Origin of the sequence: Rhodovibrio sodomensis (assembly GCF_016583645.1) — a bacterium.
Lineage (GTDB): Bacteria > Pseudomonadota > Alphaproteobacteria > Kiloniellales > Rhodovibrionaceae > Rhodovibrio > Rhodovibrio sodomensis.
Map to the genome: position 1 here is coordinate 168,202 of NZ_NRRL01000001.1, position 17,974 is coordinate 186,175.

Sequence of the window (17,974 nt, forward strand, 5' to 3'; positions counted from 1 at the left end):
CGGGCGTTCTTGTGTCTCCGGAGGCAGCTCCGCGGCGGCGCTGCCTTCGCCGGCGTGTCTGCTGCCACGAACACACCGGCGAACACATCTCCACCCAGGTACCGCGAGCAGGAGACGGTTATGACCGTAATCGAGAAGCTGAGCTTCCCGGAGATGGCGCACATCGACGATATCCAGCCCGCTTTGTTCGGTGCCGAGGACGTCGAAGCGGCTTTCCGCGTCAATCATCGCGAGGGCTATCTTTCGGTCGACTACAACATCATGCTGCCCGGCATCTGGGGCTGTATGGTGCGCGACACCGATCCCGAGCAGGTGCGTCTGAACCTGCTGCGCCGGGAGCTGCGCGGTCTCAAGTTCTGCGCCGACAGCGGCGACCTGATTGCCCGGCCGTTCCAGAAGTTCTTCAACCTGATGGAGCGCCCGGAGACGCTGCCGGAGGCGCTCGATTTCTCGAAGCCGCACGCGGTCCTGCTGAAGCTGGACGGCTCGATGGTGCACCCGGCCAACGTCCGCGGCGAACTCGTGATGATGACCCGCAAGGGTCACGTCAACGCGGCCGACGCCCAGGCGTTCGCCTTCAGCCACCCGACGATCCCCTACGCGCGCTTCTGCCGGACCATGCTCGCCTCGGGCTGGACGCCCGTCTTCGAGTGGTGCACCCGCAAGACCCCGATCGTGATCGACTACCCGGTCGACCAGCTGATCCTGACGGCGGTGCGTGAGAACCGCACGGGCCAGTACCTGACCTACCCCGAGATGGAGCGGCTGGGCCACGACTGGGACATCCCGGTGGTGCCGCTGTTCGCGAGCGACATCGGCTGCATCCACAGCTTCATCGAACGCACCCGGCACATGACCGGGATCGAGGGGGCTGTGATCCGTTTCGACGACGGCACCTCGCTCAAGCTGAAGACCGACGACTACCGGGCGCGTCACGGCCTGGTGGAGGACTTCGGCCGCGAGGATCGGGTGATCGAGACGATCCTCGCCGGCACCGCCGACGACATGCTCGCCACCCTGACGCCGCCGGAACAGGCCGCCCTGCGCGAGCAGACCCAAGCGGTCTTCTCCGGCCTGCAGGCGCGGGCGGACGCGATCGCCTGGGTGATCGAACGTGGCCGCGAGCTCTACGGCGACGACCGCAAACAAATGGCCGGGCACATCGCCCGCGCCTACGCCGGCGCGTCGAAGGAGCTCAAGTCGGCGGCGATGAACACGATGTCCAACAGCGACATTGTCGCAAACCTCAAGCGGGTCCTGATCGAGCCGCAGAACGGCCGACTCAAGGACGTGGAGCGCGCCAAGCACCTGCTGCAGATCGACGACTGGTCGGACGTTCGCAACCGCCACCTCGTCGCCTCCAGCTCCGGCATCCGGAAGGAAATCTAGCCGGCAATGCCCCGCCGCGCGCGACACGCCCTCACCGCAGGCCTGGCGGTGCTCTGCGGCCTGACGGTCCTGAGCACCGCCGGGCCGCGCGCTTGGCCATGGGAGCTGGTCACGCACTTCCAGCCCCAGACGGCGGCGCTGTCCCTCGCCCTCGCGGCCGCGGCACTGCTCGCCCGCCTGCCGGTTCATGGCCTTCTGGCGGGTCTGATCGCGATCAGCCCGCTGGCCACGATCACGGCCCCGTCCGAGATCCCGGTCCGCCTCCTGCGGACAGCCGACGCCCGCGGTGCCGCCCCCTACTTGAGCGTGGTCACACACAACGTGCTGGCCAGCAACCCCGCGCGCGCCGCCGTGATCGCCTGGCTGCGCACCGTGCGCCCGGACATCGCCGTGATCCAGGAAAGCACCTCGGCGTGGCGGCACGCCTTCCTGCAGATCGCCGACATGCTGCCTTACCAGGCCCATGGCGTCAGCACCCACGTCGACGGCGGGATCACCGTCCTCAGTCGCCACAGACTGCTCGCCCAGGACCTGCTCTACCCAACCGGAGACCACCGCAAGCCGCTGCTGAGCGTCACCCTGGACGCGCCGCAGGGACCGGTGACGCTGGTTGCCGCGCACCCCTGGTCGCCGCGCAGCGCCGCCCGCCTCGATCTGCGCGACCGCTACCTAGAGGCGGCCGCCGCGCTCATCCGGAAACAGGCCACGCCAACGGTCCTGGCAGGCGACCTGAACGCGACCCCCTGGAGCCCGATCTTCGCCGACCTCGCCGGATCTGCCGCGCTGAGCCGAGCCGACAGATCGCCGGCCACCTTCCCGGCCTTCCTCGGCCCGTTCGGCATCCCGATCGACCACATCGCAGGCGCCAACGGCGCCGCCGTCACCCGGATCACGGCCGGGCCGGCCCTCGGCAGCGACCACCGGCCGCTGGTGGCCTCCGTCCAGCTGCCCTGAGCCCCGGCCGCAACGTCCAGACAGGAACCGCCCCAATGCCCGTCACGCTGCGCCTCTACACCGACGACACCGCCCGCCTGACCGACACCGACAGCTTCAACAGCCTCGCCAGCGCCGTCCGACACCTGTGCGCCACCCGCGCGCCCGCCGGCGCCATCGCCGAGCTGAGCCTAGGCGAAAGCCCGGATGACGGCGTTGTCCGGGCCCACCTCGACGGCCGGCGCGGCTGGCTTGCCGGCGGCCGGAGCCTGCGCGAGCACGCCTGGCGCCGCGACAACCCCGGCAAGGCGGCGCTCGACGACCTGATCCGGGAAATCGGCGAGACGGTCGGCTATACCGTGCGCCACCCGAGCGGCGGCCCGGTCCACGTCTATTTGCGCCACGACACCCTGTTTCACGTCGTGGGCAGACACATGCGGGAGGACACCGCCTGCCGGCGCGCGGTCGAGCAGGCGCGTGCGAGGATCCGCCAGCGGCGCGCCACCGCAGACGGCCCCCGCCTTTCCCTGATTTCCTGACAGACCAGCGACCGTAAAACGCACCCATATCCGGGTTGAGCGACCCTATTTTCAATCCCTTGATCAGGAAACCCGGATGCCAGCTCTGACCCGCCTCGCCCGCACCGCCGGCCTTGCCATGGTGCTCGTCGCCGCGCTGAGCCCGTCTGTCCACGCCCACGAGCTCGTGATCGGCCCCGGTGCCGAGGGCTTGGACACCGTGCGCATCGAATCCACCCACGTCTTTATCGCGCCCGAGTCCATGGAGGATCCGGGCGAAGTGGCCGCGACGATCGTCACCGCCGAGGGGGCGCGCGTGGACGTCCCGGTGGCCGCGGGTCCGGCCGAGCTCGGTCTGGTCGGCGACCTCACCGGTCTTCCGGCAGGAGACTGGATGCTCGCGCACCGGCTGCCGCAGGTCTGGTCCAAGACCCCGGCGGGCTGGGAGCGCGGCGATCGCAGCGACTGGCCGACCGCCACGCACATCGGCAAGTACGAGAAGTTCGCCAAAATGCCCCTGCACAGCGGCGTTGCCGGCATCACCCCGGTGGGCCAGGTTCTCGAGATCGTTCCGACCCGCAGCCTCGCCGACCTCTCCGCTGGCGCGCGCCTGCCGCTCCAGGTGCTCTACGCGGGCACGCCGATCGTCGCCGATGTCGCCGCGACCTACGTCGGGCACGACCGCGCCGGCAGCGAGTATCTTGTCTTCGCCCAGGACAACCTGCAGCCGGTCCACGACGCCGCCGACCAGCCAACCTTCGAGGTCGACCTCACCGTTGCCGGCATGTGGGTCGTGCGGGCGGAGCACGTGGTCGAGGGCGACGCGGGTGTCGATCGTCATGTGCTGCGCGCCATCATGACCTTCCCGGTGCCCGCGAAGTAGCGCGACTCCAGCCCCGTCCGATACCGCCCGACCTCGACACTTACGCCAAACGCCCCGCGCCTGAGAGTGCGGGGCCTCTTTTTTAGGTCTGCGGCCCAACGGTGGCTACATCTCTCCGCGTTCGCGCTTGGGCGCGGAGAGATGCGCCTGGCCCCCGTGGAACACCGTACTTAGTTAACGCTTTTCGGTTTTACTACCAGCCAGGGGCCAGATTCTGGCCCCATCTACCCTACAGAAACACCAAGATGGGGACCCGCCATGACGGATCTCGCCACCCTCCTGCAACAGCCCTACGCCGGCGAGGACGACCTCGACGACCTGCCGATCGAGGACATCAGCACCCTGGATCCCTGCGACCACGCCCTCGGCCTCGACGACGTCGAAGAGATCTCGGCCGAGAGGGCCTTCGAGGAGGTCGAGGACGAGCGTCAGAGCCTGCACGAGATGGGTTTCGGCGACGACATGATCGACGACATCCTGGCCGGCTACTAGGAGGCCACTCGACGATGTTCCGGCGTCAAGAGACCCCGAGCCGCGCCAGCACCGGCCAGACCCTCGATCATGTTACCCAGCAGGCCACAAGCGCGCGCATCTCCTGCCTGAAGCGCGAGATCGCCGAGTTCGATCGGCGCACCGTGGAGGCCAGGCGGACCGGTCCGCCGCTGATGGTGAGCGCGCTCGAAGGTCACGCCGCGCGCAAGCGCGAGGAGCTCAACGACCTGATTCAGTCCCTTCCCAGGAGTGTGCGATGCAAGATCGACTCCTAGACATCGAAGGTCGGCTGAAGACCGCGCTGCTCGAGACCCGCATGCCCTTCGGCTACGACCGGCAGGGCTCGCATCGAGAAGGCCGGTACGTCGCCTACCAGGTCGGCCTCGGCCAGAACGCCGGCCTCCTGGAGCAGCCCGAGCTTTCCGGACACCTCGCCGAGATGCTGGTCGAGCAGGTTCTGGCGAGCCTGTCGCCGGCGGATCTGGAGCACCTTCTCGCCCGCGCCGCCGGTAACGGCGGCCGGATCCACGCGGAGGCGGAGCGCGTCGCGCACCTCGGCGACGATCTGGCCGATGAATTCGAGCGCCCGGATGAGCCGCCGATCTGCTGGCCGACCGGGCGGATCGACGAGATCGCCCTGTGCCTCGCCCAGCACGCCTACGCCGCAGCCGGGCTTCCGGAACCGGACAGCCTGGAGCAGGTCAAGGCGAGTCACTGGCGACGCGAGGCGATGCGCCACTACGCCGCCGAGGAATACGCACGCCGGAACCGCGAGGACGCGGCCTGATGCTGATCGCGCCGGCGCCAGACCCGCACCGCACGATCGCAGAGCGCACGCGCTGGCGGCGCTGGCGCGCCTGGTACCCGGTGCGCGTCGACGGCCGGACGATCTGGATGCGCACGGTCTGGCGGCGCGACGGCCGGCCGCTGGGCCTCCTCCCCTGGACCCGGGACGCGCACTACCGCACCGCGCCGCTCACCTGCCGACAGGCCGCGACCCTGCCCTGCGGACGTGCCTGCGCGGCCTGCTGAGGCGCGCGCCGACGACCTCCCCGCCCGACCTCTCCGCACGAGGGCCTCGACATGACCGAGATCCAAGACCCGCAGGCGCTGCGTCGCCTGATCGAGCACACCGCGCTCAAGCCCGGCACCACACCCCGCGACATCATCCGGCTTTGCCGCGAGGCCGAGGAATACGGCTTCGGGGCCGTTTGCGTGCCCTCCTCCCTTGTGCCGCTCGCGCGCAACTACCTGGGTGAGCCCGACCTGGACAACCCGCCGGTCAAACTGGTCACGGTCGCGGGGTTCCCGCTCGGCAACGCCTCGACCAGCGCAAAGGCTGCCGAAGCCGTCCAGGCCCTCCACGATGGCGCCGATCACGTCGACATGGTGATCCACCTCGGCCGCCTGCTGGGCGGTCTCGAGTTCGGCGCGCACGCTGGGCGGAGCCGGCTGATGCGGATGGTGATCGAGGACATCCGCGACGTCCGCGACGCGATGAAGTCCCTGTCCCCGCGCGCCGAGCTCAAAGTCATCATCGAGACCGGCCATCTCGACGCGGACGGCATCTGCCTAGCCTGCGACGCCGTCGAACAGGGCGGCGCCGAGTGGGTCAAGACCTCCACTGGCTTCGGACCGCGCGGCGCGAGTATCGAGGACGTCCGGCTGATGCGCGCGGCCGTCGAGGGGCGTCTGCGCATCAAGGCGGCCGGCGGCATCCGCACCCTCGAAGAAATGCATGCCTTCGCCGCGGCGGGCGCCGACGCGCTCGGCTGCTCCGCTGCGCCGGCGGTCTTTCAGCCGCTCGATCTCGGCGCCGCCGCCTGATCCCGGAAGCGAACACCACACATGTCGCATGTCCAGAGACTGATCCACGAGATGCGGGATCGGGACCCCGAGACCGACCGGTCCGCGGTCCACAACCGCCTCGATCACCTGCTTGACAGCCCCGAGGTGCGCCACGGCATCGATCCGGGCATTGGCGCCACCCGCACGCTCGGCTGGGCGGGCCATGCCTGCGTTCAGCGCTGCGCCCGGCCCAATCAGACCCCGCTCTACCGCATCTGGCTGCACGGCCGACAGCTCTATCACTCAGACCTGCTCCGCGGCGCCGACGTGAGCGCGGTCCTGGAGATGATGCGCGCGGTCGAGGCCGGCGTTGCCCGCACGCCACACCCGCCGATCTGGGCGCGCTGACGCGTCACCCACCCCCTCAATCACGGAACCCGACATGACCGAACTGATCCTGCCGATCCGCCGGATCCCGGGGATCTATCACGTCGGCACGCTCGCCGGCCACGCCCCCTCGGGCAGCAGCTTCGAGGGCAACGCACTCTCCGTCTCACTTTGCCCCGAGACCTGGCGCCAGATCGCCCGCCTGGGCGATGCGCCGGTCTGGCGGCTCGACAAGCCGGATGCGCGGTTCCTCGACTTGACCCTGCTGCGCACGGGCGAGCGCGCGGCGCTGGTCGATCTCGCGGTGCGCCATGCCCTGATCATCCGCGCTCGGGTCTTCCGGGTGTGGGACACCGACGAGGCCGGCTACCCGGCCTACATGGAGTTCGCCGATCGCGCCGAGGCGGACGCGGAGGCGTCCGACGATCCCGACGACCCCAAGACGATCACCGAGGAGGACGGCCTGGTCGCGACCGCGAACCTGGCCAAGCGCGTCGGCATCGCAGGCGACGCGCCCTCCGACATGACCTTCGACTTCTCGGTCATGGCGCTCGCCGAGGACTGGGGGCTGGACGGCGTCACCTGGCAGGAGGCGCTCGACCCGTTCGGCCTGTCGGCCCCGCGCGGCGCGATCTTCCAGAGCCGCGTGCCGCTGTTCGACGCCACCCGCACCGACCCGACCCATCTTCCCGATGACCAGGACCTGCTGAGCACCCTGGGCGACGCCTGCCGCGAGGCCGTCGCCGCCGTGCCGGCCGCCATCATCGAAGGAGCGCAGGCATGATGACCCCCGAGCAAACCCTGGAGCGCCTTGACCAGTCTGCCGAGACCCTCGTGCAGACGAAGCACACGCCGGCGGGACAGCAGGTGAAGCTGATCTACGACTGGCGGGCCCGGCAGTACAACCTGCTGATCGAGCCAGCCGACCATGCGTCGGAGAGGATCGTGCACCCCTACAGCGATCCGATCGCGGCCACCGCGGCCTTCAACGCGATCGGCGAGCCGTCGGTGGCGTGCCTGGCGCCCGGCTATCGCTTCCTGGGCGACATGCGTGAGCGCACCGGCCTGCAGCACAGCGTCTTCTCGATCGGTACCACGGCCGAGGCTGCGATCGAGGCGTTCGCGCACATGCTGGTGGGTGAGGACGGCGCGCGCGAGCACGCCAAAGACATCGACATCGAGCCGGTGACCGACCGGCCTGCCTTCCAGTGGAGCGCGCGCTTCAAGCTGGCCAGCAACGGCACCGGCATGAAGGCGGCCGGCATCTACGTCCCCGGCGGCGCGGTGCTCACCTGGTGGAGCTAGCCGCCCTCGGCGCAGACAAAACGGCGAAGCCCAACCCGGGCAATTAAAGACCTATTGCTGGATCACGAAGACATGGCCGACATCGTCCAACTGACTGCATTCCGCACCCGATACAGCTCGGTCTCGACCGGCCCGGACGGCATCCGGTTCCCCCAACTCTATCGTTCAGACTGCGACCTCGACCGTGTCCACGATCCACGCATCCGCGTTCATCTACCAGAGAGTGGACCGGTGATCCATCACACTCTGGAGCCTTACCCGGACCCAATCGCCGAAGCGTTCGACTTCGCCGAAGCTCTGAGCTTCACGCCGATCGACGCACTTTCACCGGAACTGGATCCGGTCAGCCTTGTCTATCGGCATCACCGCTCCATCGAGCAACGCGATGCCTATCTGTCAGCACTTCTTGACCGCGGTGTTGATGATGTAGACTACCGGGCATTCAGTGTTGACGGCGAACTGTTTTCGCTACTGTCTGGTCACAATCCACCTGATGATATGCCCGCTTACACGCTCTCCTTTATGGCAGAGGTCTGGAAGATTGATCCTCTCGTCGGCCCCGGTTGGCAGCCCTGGCAATACCACGTAGCCCCATCAGGCAAGGTCCTTTTTTCGAGCTAAGAAGACCAGCACCATGGCTCCGGAAAGCAGCCCCGCCCGAAGCAGGGGGCGCGCGCCCAAGTTCACCGACATTAACCGCGCGTTTTCCTCGCGGCGCTACACCACGCTGGTAACGGAAGTTTTTTGAGAGAAGGACCGCAACGTCATGCTCGAACCGCGTATCGACCAGCTGATGGCCGACCCCGCCTTTCTCGACTGGTTCTCAGGCAGCGCCTGCGTGCATCCTGATGGGCGGCCGCGCCTGCTCTACCACGGCACCGATGCCGAGCCCTTCCAGGTCTTCCTGCACACCAACGACTTCGGCTTTCACTTCGGCGATCTGGAAACCGCGCAGACCCGTCTGGACCAGATGTCGCTGGACAGCATCGAGGGTCATCAGGTGATCCCGGTGGTCGCGCGCGTGCGCGCGCCGCTGCGCCTCAGCGACCATCACACCTGGCAGCCCCGCAACGTGCTGGGCGAGCTCCTTGACCTCGGCATCGTCTCTCCTGGCGAGTCCGAGTGGCTGGCCGCCCGCACCGACTGGGACGAGACCATCCCCGCGGCGATCGAGCGCGCCGGTTACGACTGCGTCGTCTACGCCAACGATACCGAGCAGGGCGGCGACAGCTGGCTGATCTGGAACCCGCGGCGCATCAAGTCGGTCTTCTCCGGCGAGTGGGACAAGGCCGATCCGCGTCTCAATCCGAGCGCGCCGGTCGAGGCACATCACATCGGGCCGCTCGAGACCCCTAAGGGGCTGTTCAACCTGGGCAACCTGAGCGATCGAGAGGCCGACGCGATCAGCGACCTGTCGACCCGTCTGCTGCGCATCAAGGCGCTCAGCAACCAGGTCAACCTGACGTTCCTGGCCTGGCGCGAGATGTGCGCGGCAGGCCAGTAAGACTAAGCGCGCCACACGCCCTTCGCGAACCCATGTTCTCAGAGGTTCGCGAAGGCCCTGCGGCCGCGCCCCATGAGTGGGGAACGCTAAACGTTCGCATCAACGACTGACGACGTCCGATGAGCTCTTCGTTCCATGCAAGCGAGGATGCCGTCGGGCAATGCGGCCAGCTCGACACGGCCCGCGGGCCGTCCAGCGCACCCTCGCGCTTGCGGACGAGGAGTCCCCATGCCTGACCTCAAGCAAGACAGCCGCGTGCTGTCCAACGCCCTTAGCTCGTTCCTGGCCAAGGGCATCAAGACCCAGCTCGCCGAGCAGGGCATCCAGGTCACCCACACCCAGCTGCTGACCGCGATCGCCCGCACCTGCGGCTTCGACAGCGCCAACGCCATGCGCGCCACCGCCGAGGCCGGCGAGGACCCGCGCCCGAGCATCGACCCCAAGAAGGCCCGCTACTGGCGCACCCGCTTCGTCCTCGACGTCCTGTCCGAGGACGCACCGCTCACCGATGACGATCTCGCCACGATCGCCTACGAGTGCGACGAGGGCGCGTGCGTCGGACACATGCAGGCCGTCCAGTCGACCCCGCTGACGGCCGACGAGGCGCGCGTTGCCCTCATGGCCGCGGGTAGCGAGCCCGGCTTCTTCGAGAGCCTGGAAGACGACGGAGAGGACGACGCCGGGGCTGCGGGCAGCGACGATGCCGCGCGCGCCAGCGCCGCCGCCGGCCAGAACCTCGGATCCGCAACCCGGCCCATCAGGCTCTGCGGCGACACCGTACGCCAGCTCATCGGAGCCGACCCTGTCGCCACCGCCGAGCGCTGGGGCCTGTGCGCCAGGCAGGTCGACGACGGCTGGGTGGGCTTTGTGCCGGGCACGAAGGACGAAGGCACCGAGGTCCGTCCGGATCGGAAGTCAGCCCTGACCAGCGTGCTGGAGCGGGTGATCCGCCACGACGGCCTGAACGCCTGGACAGTCGATGTGGAGTTCTACTCCCTGATCGCCGGCGACGACGAGCCTCCATTCCACACCGAGACCTACGCGCTCGCCGCGCCGTCCCGAGAGGCCGCGGCGATCGCCGCCGAGCAACTCGCCTATCAGCACAAGCTGTATGACGAGCGCATCCAACCCGCCCTCACCACGCGGGTTCTGAACGGTCCTGGCATCGATGAGGACGAGCTGGTCGACGAGCTCGACGACATGCTCAGCGAGCCGACCACCTGGTTCCTGGAGGCGGAGGTCCGCAACGAATCGCTCAACAGCCCGCGTCCGGCGACGCTGGCGACCGCGATCGGGTCCCTGCAGCAGATGGACCAGAGGACCCTGCGGAGCCTGAACGCGGGGCTGCGGGACCTGCTGCCGGTCCGCGACCAAGTCATGGCCGAGCTGGAGGCGCACGCGGCGATCAACCGGCTCAACACGCCCCTTACCGACATCATCGACTGGTAATTGATCGGCCTCCCGGTCCGACCGGGACAGGCAGATAATCAGGCAACAGGCGGGGGCCTTCGGGCCCCCGCCTGTTCGCATGGCTCATCCCAGCTTTTTGCTTTCGCGCGCTTCTGGATGCTTTGATGCACGTCGGACACAGCACAGGAGGACAACCGATGCGCGCTGCGATCGGTGCTCTGGCGCTCCTGCTGATGGCAGCGGCGCCGGGTCAGGCCCAGGACACCCCGAAGGCCAAAGCGAACGCCCTCTTGGTTCACGCAATCGATGCCGCCGAGCAGGCCGAACAGGCAGATGATGCCGGTCGACGCCTCGAGTTGCTCGACCAAGCGCAGGCACGGATCCAGCAGATCCGGCGCAAATACGCCGGCACCGACCTCGCCGTTAAGCTCGCCACAGGCCAGACGATCGGCGACTTCGACCCGGGCGAGATCGCGACCCGCCGGGAAGCGGCGTTCGCCGATGCCTGCCTCGACGATCCCAGTCCGGAGTGCCTGCAACCGCTGGCCGACCGCCTGACCGAGATCAATGACAAGCTGGAGACCACCAGCCTGCAACTTCGCAAAACCCGAGCCAAGCTCGACCAGACCGAGACCCGGGCCGCCCAGCGTAAGGTCGAGCTGGCGAAATTAGACAAGGAGGTCGACAAGCTGCGCGCCGCGCTGGAGCGCGTCCAGGACAAGCACATGGCCGCCGAGGACGAGGCCAACGACCTCCGGGAGAAACTCCAGAGCCGGAGGCGCCGGATCGACAACCTGACCGAACGGCTCAACAAGCAGCTTGCCGAGGACATCGACGCGCTGGCCCGCTACCGCTCGGAGTTCTTCGGGCGCCTGCGGGAGTCCATCGGCAGCCGGGACGGCGTACGGATCGTCGGCCACCGCTTCGTGATCGGCGCCGACCACCTGTTTGATTCCGGCAGCGCGGAGTTGACCTCGAGCGGTCGCGACATCCTCGATCGCGTCTCGACAACGCTCGGGAACGTTGCCGCCAAGGTGCCACAGGACATCGACTGGATCGTCCGAATCGCCAGCCACACCGATCGCCGGCCGATCCAGACGGCCAAATATCCCTCGAACTGGGAGCTCTCCGCGACCCGGTCGATCGCCGTGGTCAAGGACATGATCGACAACGGCACACTCGCCCAGCAGCTCGTGGCCGTCGGCTATGCCGACAACTACCCGATCGCGGAAAGCGGCACGGAGGGCGCGATGCAGATCAATCGCCGCATTGAAATCAAATTGAGCGAAATGTAGCGCACGCCACCTCTGCCACCATCTCCCCCGGGGCCGCTCACCCACGAGGCCCCGCATGCTCCCCACGGCCGAGACCCATTCCGCCCTGCTCGCCAGTCAGCCAGTGGCCGATCACGCGCTCCTGGCGCGGGCGGCATGGGATCGCGGGACCCTGCTGATCGACGTGCCGTCGACCGCGCCGACCCTGGCGCTGACCCGCAGCGCGCACGCACGCACCGGCCCTGGCGCCCTGTCGCACACCCAGTTCTTCTTCGCCGACGTCGCTCCCGGCCTGTTGATGCTGGAGGCGGGTGTTTTCCTCTGGACCCGTCTTCCGGGCCGGCCGGCCGAACTGCTGCTGCGCCGCGCGCGCTCGGCGAACACCCGCTATCCCGATCGGCTGATCGAGCCCTCGATGCCCTGCGCCGCCCCGCCGCTCGAGACCATGCGGGCGGCTCTTTCAGGGCAGGTCCTGCTGATCGCCCTCGGCGAGGAGCAAGCGCGGATGATCCGACCGCGCATGGACTACGACGACGCCTTCGATCTGTCGCGGGATGTCACCGCCGGTCGGGCGCTCGGCAAGGCGCTCGCGCACGGCCATCTCCGCCTCCCGCGTCAGCACGAGACCGGCCTGATGCACGCACCCCCGCTCGACATCCCCTGCGCGCCCGTCGTCGACGACCTCGCCCTGCATCAGCCGGTCAGCATGACCATCGCCGGGCGGCCACACGCGCACTTCCGGGCGATCTCCCACCGCTGGCAGGAAGAAGGCGTGCGCGCCGTCACCCTGCGCCGCTCGCTAATGCTGGATCTGCCGGCCTGGACGCGCGAGCTGGTCGCCCTCGATCCCGTGACAGGCGATCCCCTGATCGGGCTCGACCGCGAGACCCTGCGGTGCGAGGCCGGCCCCTTCCGCCTCTCCAGCGGCCTGCAGCACTACGCCCGCACCTGTTTCAGCTGGCCTGCGGCCAGCGCCTGATCCAAAGCCGCTTATCGAGGCGCGTTCTTCGCCCGCAAGCAATTCTTCGCTGAACAGTGAATCTTCGCTCAGCGGTGAAAATGGCCTGGGTCGCAGATCCCACGGCCTCGCGCTCGCCGGCACCGCCCGAACTGGCGAGGCGCCGGCGATCCCGCGTCCGCGCGATCCCAATTCCGTTCCAGAAATACGTTCCAAGAGGTCGGAATGACCCGCAGCCAGTTCCGCAAGATGCTCCGTCAGGCGCGCCACGTCATGGTGCCCGCGGGAATCGACGCCGATCGTTCGGCCTTCGTGCGCGTGCCCAAGAGCGAGGTGCTCCGCGTGATGCGCGAGGATTACGCCGACGTCGAGGCGTTCTTCGCCGACTGGGAGGCCGGCCGCGCCCCCGGCGAGCACCGGGAGCCGGTCCTTCTGGTCCACGGCACGCCGGACTAGCCGGCCCGGCCGCCCCGCGCCGCCCGACCCCATTTTCCAAGCATCCGCGACCCGCCAGGTCGCGATGCCGCGCGCCGGAAAGCACGCCCATGCAAACACGCCTGTTCGATCAGCCCGTCGAGTTCGATAAGGACCTCGACCAGCACTTCACCCCGATCTGGGCCGCCGAGGCGCTGATCGAGGAGTTCTTCCCCGACCTCGACGACAGCGACCTGGTCCTGGAGCCATCCTGCGGCGCCGGACATTTCCTGCAGGCTCTGCCGCAGCACGTTCCCGCCGTCGGGGTCGAGATCGACCCCCGCTGGGTCGCGGTCGCGCGCCGCGAGACCGGCCGGACCGTCGTCCAGGGCGACTTCCGCACCGTCGAGCTCGATCTGCAGCCGACCGCGATCATCGGTAACCCGCCGTTCGACCTCGACGTCGTCGACGGCATGCTGGAGCGCGCCCACCGGATGCTGCCCGAGCAGGGCCGGGTCGGCTGGGTGCTGCCGGCCTACGCTTTCCAGACCCCAAGCCGCGTTGTGCGATACAACGAGCAATGGTCGCTGAGCCAGACGGCGCTGCCGCGCACCCTGTTCCCGGGTCTCTCCAAGCCGCTCGCCTTCGTACTCTTCTCCAAGGACCGCAAGCGCCAGCTGGTCGGCTTCGCGCTCTACCGCCAGGCGCGGGACGTTGAGCAGATGCCGAAGGCCTACGCCGAGGCCCTCCGGGTCGCCCGCGGCTCGATCTGGCGCGAGGCCGTGACCCGGGCGCTGGTCGCGCTTGGCGGCGAGGCCAGCCTGGAGGCGCTCTACCAGGAGATCGGTCCGAAACGCCCGACCGGCACGACCTGGTGGCGCGAGAAGGTCCGTCAGATCGCGCAGACGTCGTTCACGCGCGTCGGCCCCGGGCGCTACGCGATCCCGGAGGCGCATGCAGCATGATCGACAAGACCCCGCAAGAGATCGAGCGGATGTCAGTCCAAGATCTCGTGGCCTCGCTCCCGACGTTCGGCCTGCTGATCGTGCTGCCGATCGGTGTCGCGAAGTGGAGTGTCCGCTACCTGCAGGTCCAGGCCTTCACGTTCATGGCCTGGCTATTGCTGCCGCTCGTCGCCACACTGCCGCCGCAGATGCGCCTTGGGTACATCACCGGCCTGCGCAGTGACCGCGTCCAGTCGATGCTGCTGGGCTACGCCAAGAGCAGCTACGGCCTGCGCCGCGTGCTGCAAGAACTCGGCCGGAGACTGTGAGGCTGACCATGGACCCGCAGAAGGCAACCGCCCTGGTGCTCTGCCAGGTGAACGCACCCTACTCGCGCAACATCTCCGCAGCCGACCTCGCGCACGCTCTGTCCAGCCTGGATGCGGCCTGGGAGGAGATCGGCCCTGTCTACGCCTTCCTGACGGAGGTCGAGGCGGACACCCAGCTTGCGTTCATGCAGGCCCACGGCGTCGACCGGAAAGCCGCGGCGGCGGTCGCAGAGGCGCTCTCGCTTCGTTCCGGCGCGGATTTGCGCCTGCCGGCGCGTGTCGTCGAAGCGAGCTCGGCATGAGCGCGCCCGCCAGCGAAGTTCATGACGTCTACATGAATTTGCACCGCGGCGGGCTCTCGGTGCGCGCGGTCAAGGGACCGCAACGCGGCCGGGTGCAGGCCTGGACGCCGACGGCGATCGTCCACGAAGCTGTTTTCAGGGTTCAGGCCGGCGGTCAGCGCCGCGCGCGCCACGAAGGCCAGCGCAACGTCCATGCCTTCGTCCGCGGCCGTGTCGAGCTGCGCGGGTGCGTGCTCAAGCATCTGCTCAGTCCGAGCACCGTGCGAGTCCGCTACAACCCCTTCGAGCTCGACTGGTTCAGCGCGCCGGACGGCCGGCAGATTGCCAGCGCTGACCTGGTCGCCCTGCACGGCAGCTACATGATCGCCGTGAACCCCGTCTACCGAACGGTAACAGAAACCTGATAGGAGAAGGGATCCGCGCTCGCTGACGCACTTTCGACTTCACAGCCCGGCACATGCACCAATATATCCCCGTACAATCGACTGAGGACGAACCGCCGATGCTGCGCTGGCTGCAACGCACCCAGGCCCAGGGGCGCTACCGCAACACCGCGGCGCTGATCTGGCTGGCGATGTGCCTGCCTCTGATCGTCACCATGACGATCAGCGATCCGCAAGTCGCACCCCTGGCGGCCGTGACCTATCTCGCGCCCGTCCTGCTGCCCCGCGTGCCGGTGGATCCCCTGCGCCGCATCGCCGTGATCTATGCCCTCCTCTGGGCCATGTCGATGAGTCTGGCGTTCGGCCCCCTGCTCGCCTGAGGCCGTCAGGACCGAACGCACGGCCGCGGGCCGAGGCTCGATCGACGCGCGCCAGCCGACCCGCCCAGACGCGATGACACAGCCGCCGGGACATCCCGGCGGCTTTTCGCGTGGCCACCATGGCGCCGGCGAAAGCCTGTTGTTTCCCTGGGCTCCCGATAGGATGCGGTTCCCACATCCTCGCCCGGCGTCTACCAAAGTTCGTGCCGCTTCTCACGGTCCTGGTCGTCGCGGCGGTGCCGTTCATCAGCCGCCTGCGGCCGCGGCCTCGCTCATGATCCCCCCCCCTCCCTCAAGCTTACGGCACGGTACTCCGCCGGCAGCTCAGGTCATGCGGTGGCCGGAGATTATAGCTCCCGTCGAAAGAGCTCGATCTCGGTACGGACGGGGCGCTGCATGTCCAGACTCAAGACCTTCGCTATCGGCCTTGGCCTACCGGCTATCTCGGCCGTCCTCACCCACTGGGTCATCTCCGACTGGCAAGATCGGCAGGCGGACATCCAGGCCGGCCCGAAGCTCGCCGCGTTCCTCGAGACGGCCGACCTCAAGACCGACTGGCTGGATGCCGAGCACGGCGACGTTGTGATGATCCATTCCCGGATCGCCAACACGCGTGAGGTCTGCGATGGACTGGAGCCTGGCATCTGCGTTGAAGGCGCGGCGCTCTGGCGTTGGGATAGCGCCTTCACCAGCAACCCGGAGCCGAGTACGGGGCGGCGGTCCGGGGTTATGAATTTCCTGCACGAGACGCTCAATGCCCCGCACTGGTCGGTTTATGCCCGGAACGGGGAGGCGGTCGAGGAGCTTGAACTCATCCAAGGCCCGCCGGTCACAGACTGGCTCTACATGCAAACGCTCCACCAGGGTCTGCCGCGCCTGACCCTGCCGGCCGAGCACGACCCCGACGGCGACGGCTTCATCGCGAGTTTCGAGGGAGCGCCGGAGGCAGGAGACCGGCGCGCGTCATGGCTGGGTCTGACCGACGAGATCCACACGTTCGTCGGCATGATCGACGAAGGCAACCTTGGGCTGATCCGCCACCCGGATGTTGATCTGAACTGGGCCTCAGCGGTTGTTCCTGGCGCCGTCACGCGCGCCGACGTCGTGGCCGACATCCGGGAAAAAGCCGAAGCCTACGACCCCGATCTCCCCTTCTTCGGCATGAACACGGTGGACTTCTTCAGTCTGGCCTTCGTGATCTGCCTTGGCCTGGCTGGCCTCTACACCCTGGGTGGCGCCTTGCTGACGCAATCCGACCCCGAGGCTGACGATACGCCGGATGACGGGGCAGAAGACGATCATCACGCCCACCCGGATGAGACGGACGAATACGCAGACGAATACGCGGCTGGTCCGCTCGGCACGCTGCTGGGTTATGTGCTGACCGCGGCCATGGGTCTGGCGTATCTGCTCGGCCCCTTGCTGGCCATGCTGGTGCCGGGCGCGGCGATCGCATCCGGTATCCTCTGGTGGCTCAGTCCCTGATCGCGGCCGACGTCTGCCCGAGCCGGCACGCCGGCCTGATGTCCGGATCATCCCCCAGCATCTCTTCCAGGATCGCGACCCCTTGCCGCCTGCATCGGTCGTAAGCCCCCGCCCGGTAGTCGATCACCCGGGGGCGCACAGTTTCCCCACGCCGGCGATGCAGCTCGTCGCTCTTGGCAGCCACCCCGCGCGCCACGGCTGTCGCCTGCCGGCAATCGGGCAGCACGGCGTATCTCAGTAGATGTCCGCCCGCCGCATCGGGCGCACCGGCCAGGTCACCATCGCGCAGAGCTGTCTTGTCGAGCCACACCCGTCGGCCCGTATCCTGGCAGACCGCCAGGAGGCGCCTTGCGGTCTGGCGCTCGAGCAAGCACGCCTCGGCTCCACGCTCCAGCACGACGAGATGCCGTCCAATCAGGCACTGCCATCCCTCGGGATCATCAGGTCCAGGTAGGTCGCTCGCAGCCAGCAGGGCCGCCGCCGGCGCAAGATCCCGGACAACAGCGGCAAGTGCCTGGCTGCAGCATTCCTCCATGCGATCGAGATAACTGGCCGCCCGCCGATCGACCTCGGCTTTGCGCCGGTCGACCTCCTGCGCCACAGCCAGCACGGCTTCCCGTGCCCGCGGCACGAAGCGCCGGTCGCGCGCCAGACAGTACGTCTCGGCCGCGAGCTCCACCTTGTACCGGCGAAGGCTCAGTTCCGGCCGCTGCCGCAGCAAGACCGTCTTTGGGGTGACCCGCTCCACGCCGAAGACCGCCCCGATCGGCGACACCATGAACCGATGCTCCGCCGTCCACCACGACAGCCTCTCGGTATCGGCGACCTTCGCCGGCTCACGATCCCGCTCGGTTACCATCCCGACCTTCTCCCGCGCGCCGTCACGGCCTGACGTG

The 17,974-nt window shown here is 68.3% G+C and carries 25 protein-coding genes; 24 read left to right on the plus strand and 1 reads right to left on the minus strand.

The window, feature by feature from the left end:
• The first annotated feature begins 120 nt into the window (after positions 1-120).
• The 24 genes from CKO28_RS00985 (at position 121) to CKO28_RS01100 (ending at position 17,078) form a co-directional block, all read left to right on the plus strand.
• The gene (locus CKO28_RS00985; RefSeq protein ID WP_200338662.1) at positions 121-1,389 is read left to right on the plus strand and encodes an RNA ligase; all 1,269 of its coding nucleotides are present in this window, start codon (positions 121-123) and stop codon (positions 1,387-1,389) included.
• A gap of 6 nt (positions 1,390-1,395) precedes the next feature.
• Entirely contained in the window at positions 1,396-2,343 is a 948-nt protein-coding gene (locus tag CKO28_RS00990) for an endonuclease/exonuclease/phosphatase family protein (RefSeq protein WP_200338663.1), read from the plus strand.
• Between the two features lie 35 nt (positions 2,344-2,378).
• Entirely contained in the window at positions 2,379-2,861 is a 483-nt protein-coding gene (locus CKO28_RS00995) for a hypothetical protein (protein WP_200338664.1), read from the plus strand.
• 76 nt (positions 2,862-2,937) lie between these two features.
• Positions 2,938-3,723 (plus strand): DUF4198 domain-containing protein, encoded by a 786-nt coding sequence (locus tag CKO28_RS01000; protein WP_200338665.1) that lies wholly within the window; start codon positions 2,938-2,940, stop codon positions 3,721-3,723.
• A gap of 258 nt (positions 3,724-3,981) precedes the next feature.
• The gene (locus CKO28_RS01005; RefSeq protein WP_200338666.1) at positions 3,982-4,215 is read left to right on the plus strand and encodes a hypothetical protein; all 234 of its coding nucleotides are present in this window, start codon (positions 3,982-3,984) and stop codon (positions 4,213-4,215) included.
• Between the two features lie 14 nt (positions 4,216-4,229).
• Complete coding sequence (locus tag CKO28_RS01010) at positions 4,230-4,490, plus strand: hypothetical protein (RefSeq protein WP_200338667.1); 261 nt, start codon at positions 4,230-4,232, stop codon at positions 4,488-4,490.
• Complete coding sequence (locus CKO28_RS01015) at positions 4,472-5,002, plus strand: hypothetical protein (RefSeq protein ID WP_200338668.1); 531 nt, start codon at positions 4,472-4,474, stop codon at positions 5,000-5,002. The genes CKO28_RS01010 and CKO28_RS01015 overlap by 19 nt, the downstream gene beginning before the upstream one ends.
• Positions 5,002-5,247, plus strand: coding sequence for a hypothetical protein (locus tag CKO28_RS01020; protein WP_200338669.1), 246 nt, complete (start codon positions 5,002-5,004; stop codon positions 5,245-5,247). Before CKO28_RS01015 ends, CKO28_RS01020 begins: the two co-directional genes overlap by 1 nt.
• Positions 5,248-5,298: 51 nt before the next feature.
• A complete protein-coding gene (gene deoC / locus CKO28_RS01025) occupies positions 5,299-6,042 on the plus strand; it encodes a deoxyribose-phosphate aldolase (protein WP_200338670.1) in 744 nt (247 codons plus the stop codon).
• Positions 6,043-6,063: 21 nt separating this feature from the next.
• Positions 6,064-6,411, plus strand: a complete 348-nt coding sequence (locus CKO28_RS01030) for a hypothetical protein (RefSeq protein ID WP_200338671.1) — start codon at positions 6,064-6,066, stop codon at positions 6,409-6,411.
• A gap of 34 nt (positions 6,412-6,445) precedes the next feature.
• Positions 6,446-7,174: a hypothetical protein gene (locus tag CKO28_RS01035; protein WP_200338672.1), complete on the plus strand. Its 729-nt coding sequence runs from the start codon at positions 6,446-6,448 to the stop codon at positions 7,172-7,174.
• Positions 7,171-7,695, plus strand: coding sequence for a hypothetical protein (locus tag CKO28_RS01040; RefSeq protein ID WP_200338673.1), 525 nt, complete (start codon positions 7,171-7,173; stop codon positions 7,693-7,695). Before CKO28_RS01035 ends, CKO28_RS01040 begins: the two co-directional genes overlap by 4 nt.
• Before the next feature lie 72 nt (positions 7,696-7,767).
• Positions 7,768-8,316: a hypothetical protein gene (locus tag CKO28_RS01045; RefSeq protein ID WP_200338674.1), complete on the plus strand. Its 549-nt coding sequence runs from the start codon at positions 7,768-7,770 to the stop codon at positions 8,314-8,316.
• Positions 8,317-8,461: 145 nt separating this feature from the next.
• Entirely contained in the window at positions 8,462-9,199 is a 738-nt protein-coding gene (locus CKO28_RS01050; protein ID WP_200338675.1) for a hypothetical protein, read from the plus strand.
• Positions 9,200-9,427: 228 nt separating this feature from the next.
• On the plus strand, positions 9,428-10,648 hold the full coding sequence (locus tag CKO28_RS01055; protein ID WP_200338676.1) for a hypothetical protein: 1,221 nt from the start codon (positions 9,428-9,430) through the stop codon (positions 10,646-10,648).
• Positions 10,649-10,806: 158 nt separating this feature from the next.
• Positions 10,807-11,904, plus strand: a complete 1,098-nt coding sequence (locus tag CKO28_RS01060) for an OmpA family protein (RefSeq protein WP_200338677.1) — start codon at positions 10,807-10,809, stop codon at positions 11,902-11,904.
• 55 nt (positions 11,905-11,959) lie between these two features.
• Positions 11,960-12,862: a hypothetical protein gene (locus tag CKO28_RS01065; RefSeq protein ID WP_200338678.1), complete on the plus strand. Its 903-nt coding sequence runs from the start codon at positions 11,960-11,962 to the stop codon at positions 12,860-12,862.
• 204 nt (positions 12,863-13,066) lie between these two features.
• Positions 13,067-13,297, plus strand: a complete 231-nt coding sequence (locus CKO28_RS01070) for a hypothetical protein (RefSeq protein WP_200338679.1) — start codon at positions 13,067-13,069, stop codon at positions 13,295-13,297.
• Between the two features lie 89 nt (positions 13,298-13,386).
• The gene (locus CKO28_RS01075; protein ID WP_200338680.1) at positions 13,387-14,220 is read left to right on the plus strand and encodes a hypothetical protein; all 834 of its coding nucleotides are present in this window, start codon (positions 13,387-13,389) and stop codon (positions 14,218-14,220) included.
• On the plus strand, positions 14,217-14,528 hold the full coding sequence (locus tag CKO28_RS01080; RefSeq protein ID WP_200338681.1) for a hypothetical protein: 312 nt from the start codon (positions 14,217-14,219) through the stop codon (positions 14,526-14,528). Before CKO28_RS01075 ends, CKO28_RS01080 begins: the two co-directional genes overlap by 4 nt.
• 8 nt (positions 14,529-14,536) lie before the next feature.
• Positions 14,537-14,830, plus strand: a complete 294-nt coding sequence (locus CKO28_RS01085) for a hypothetical protein (protein ID WP_200338682.1) — start codon at positions 14,537-14,539, stop codon at positions 14,828-14,830.
• The gene (locus CKO28_RS01090; RefSeq protein ID WP_200338683.1) at positions 14,827-15,234 is read left to right on the plus strand and encodes a L5-gp82 domain-containing phage-derived protein; all 408 of its coding nucleotides are present in this window, start codon (positions 14,827-14,829) and stop codon (positions 15,232-15,234) included. Before CKO28_RS01085 ends, CKO28_RS01090 begins: the two co-directional genes overlap by 4 nt.
• 98 nt (positions 15,235-15,332) lie before the next feature.
• A complete protein-coding gene (locus tag CKO28_RS01095) occupies positions 15,333-15,593 on the plus strand; it encodes a hypothetical protein (protein ID WP_200338684.1) in 261 nt (86 codons plus the stop codon).
• 396 nt (positions 15,594-15,989) lie between these two features.
• Entirely contained in the window at positions 15,990-17,078 is a 1,089-nt protein-coding gene (locus tag CKO28_RS01100; RefSeq protein WP_200338685.1) for a hypothetical protein, read from the plus strand.
• On the opposite strand, the gene CKO28_RS01105 is transcribed toward CKO28_RS01100, so the two are convergent.
• On the minus strand, positions 17,068-17,937 hold the full coding sequence (locus tag CKO28_RS01105; protein WP_200338686.1) for a hypothetical protein: 870 nt from the start codon (positions 17,935-17,937) through the stop codon (positions 17,068-17,070). The two genes, CKO28_RS01100 and CKO28_RS01105, sit on opposite strands and share 11 nt — an antisense overlap.
• Positions 17,938-17,974: the final 37 nt, after the last annotated feature.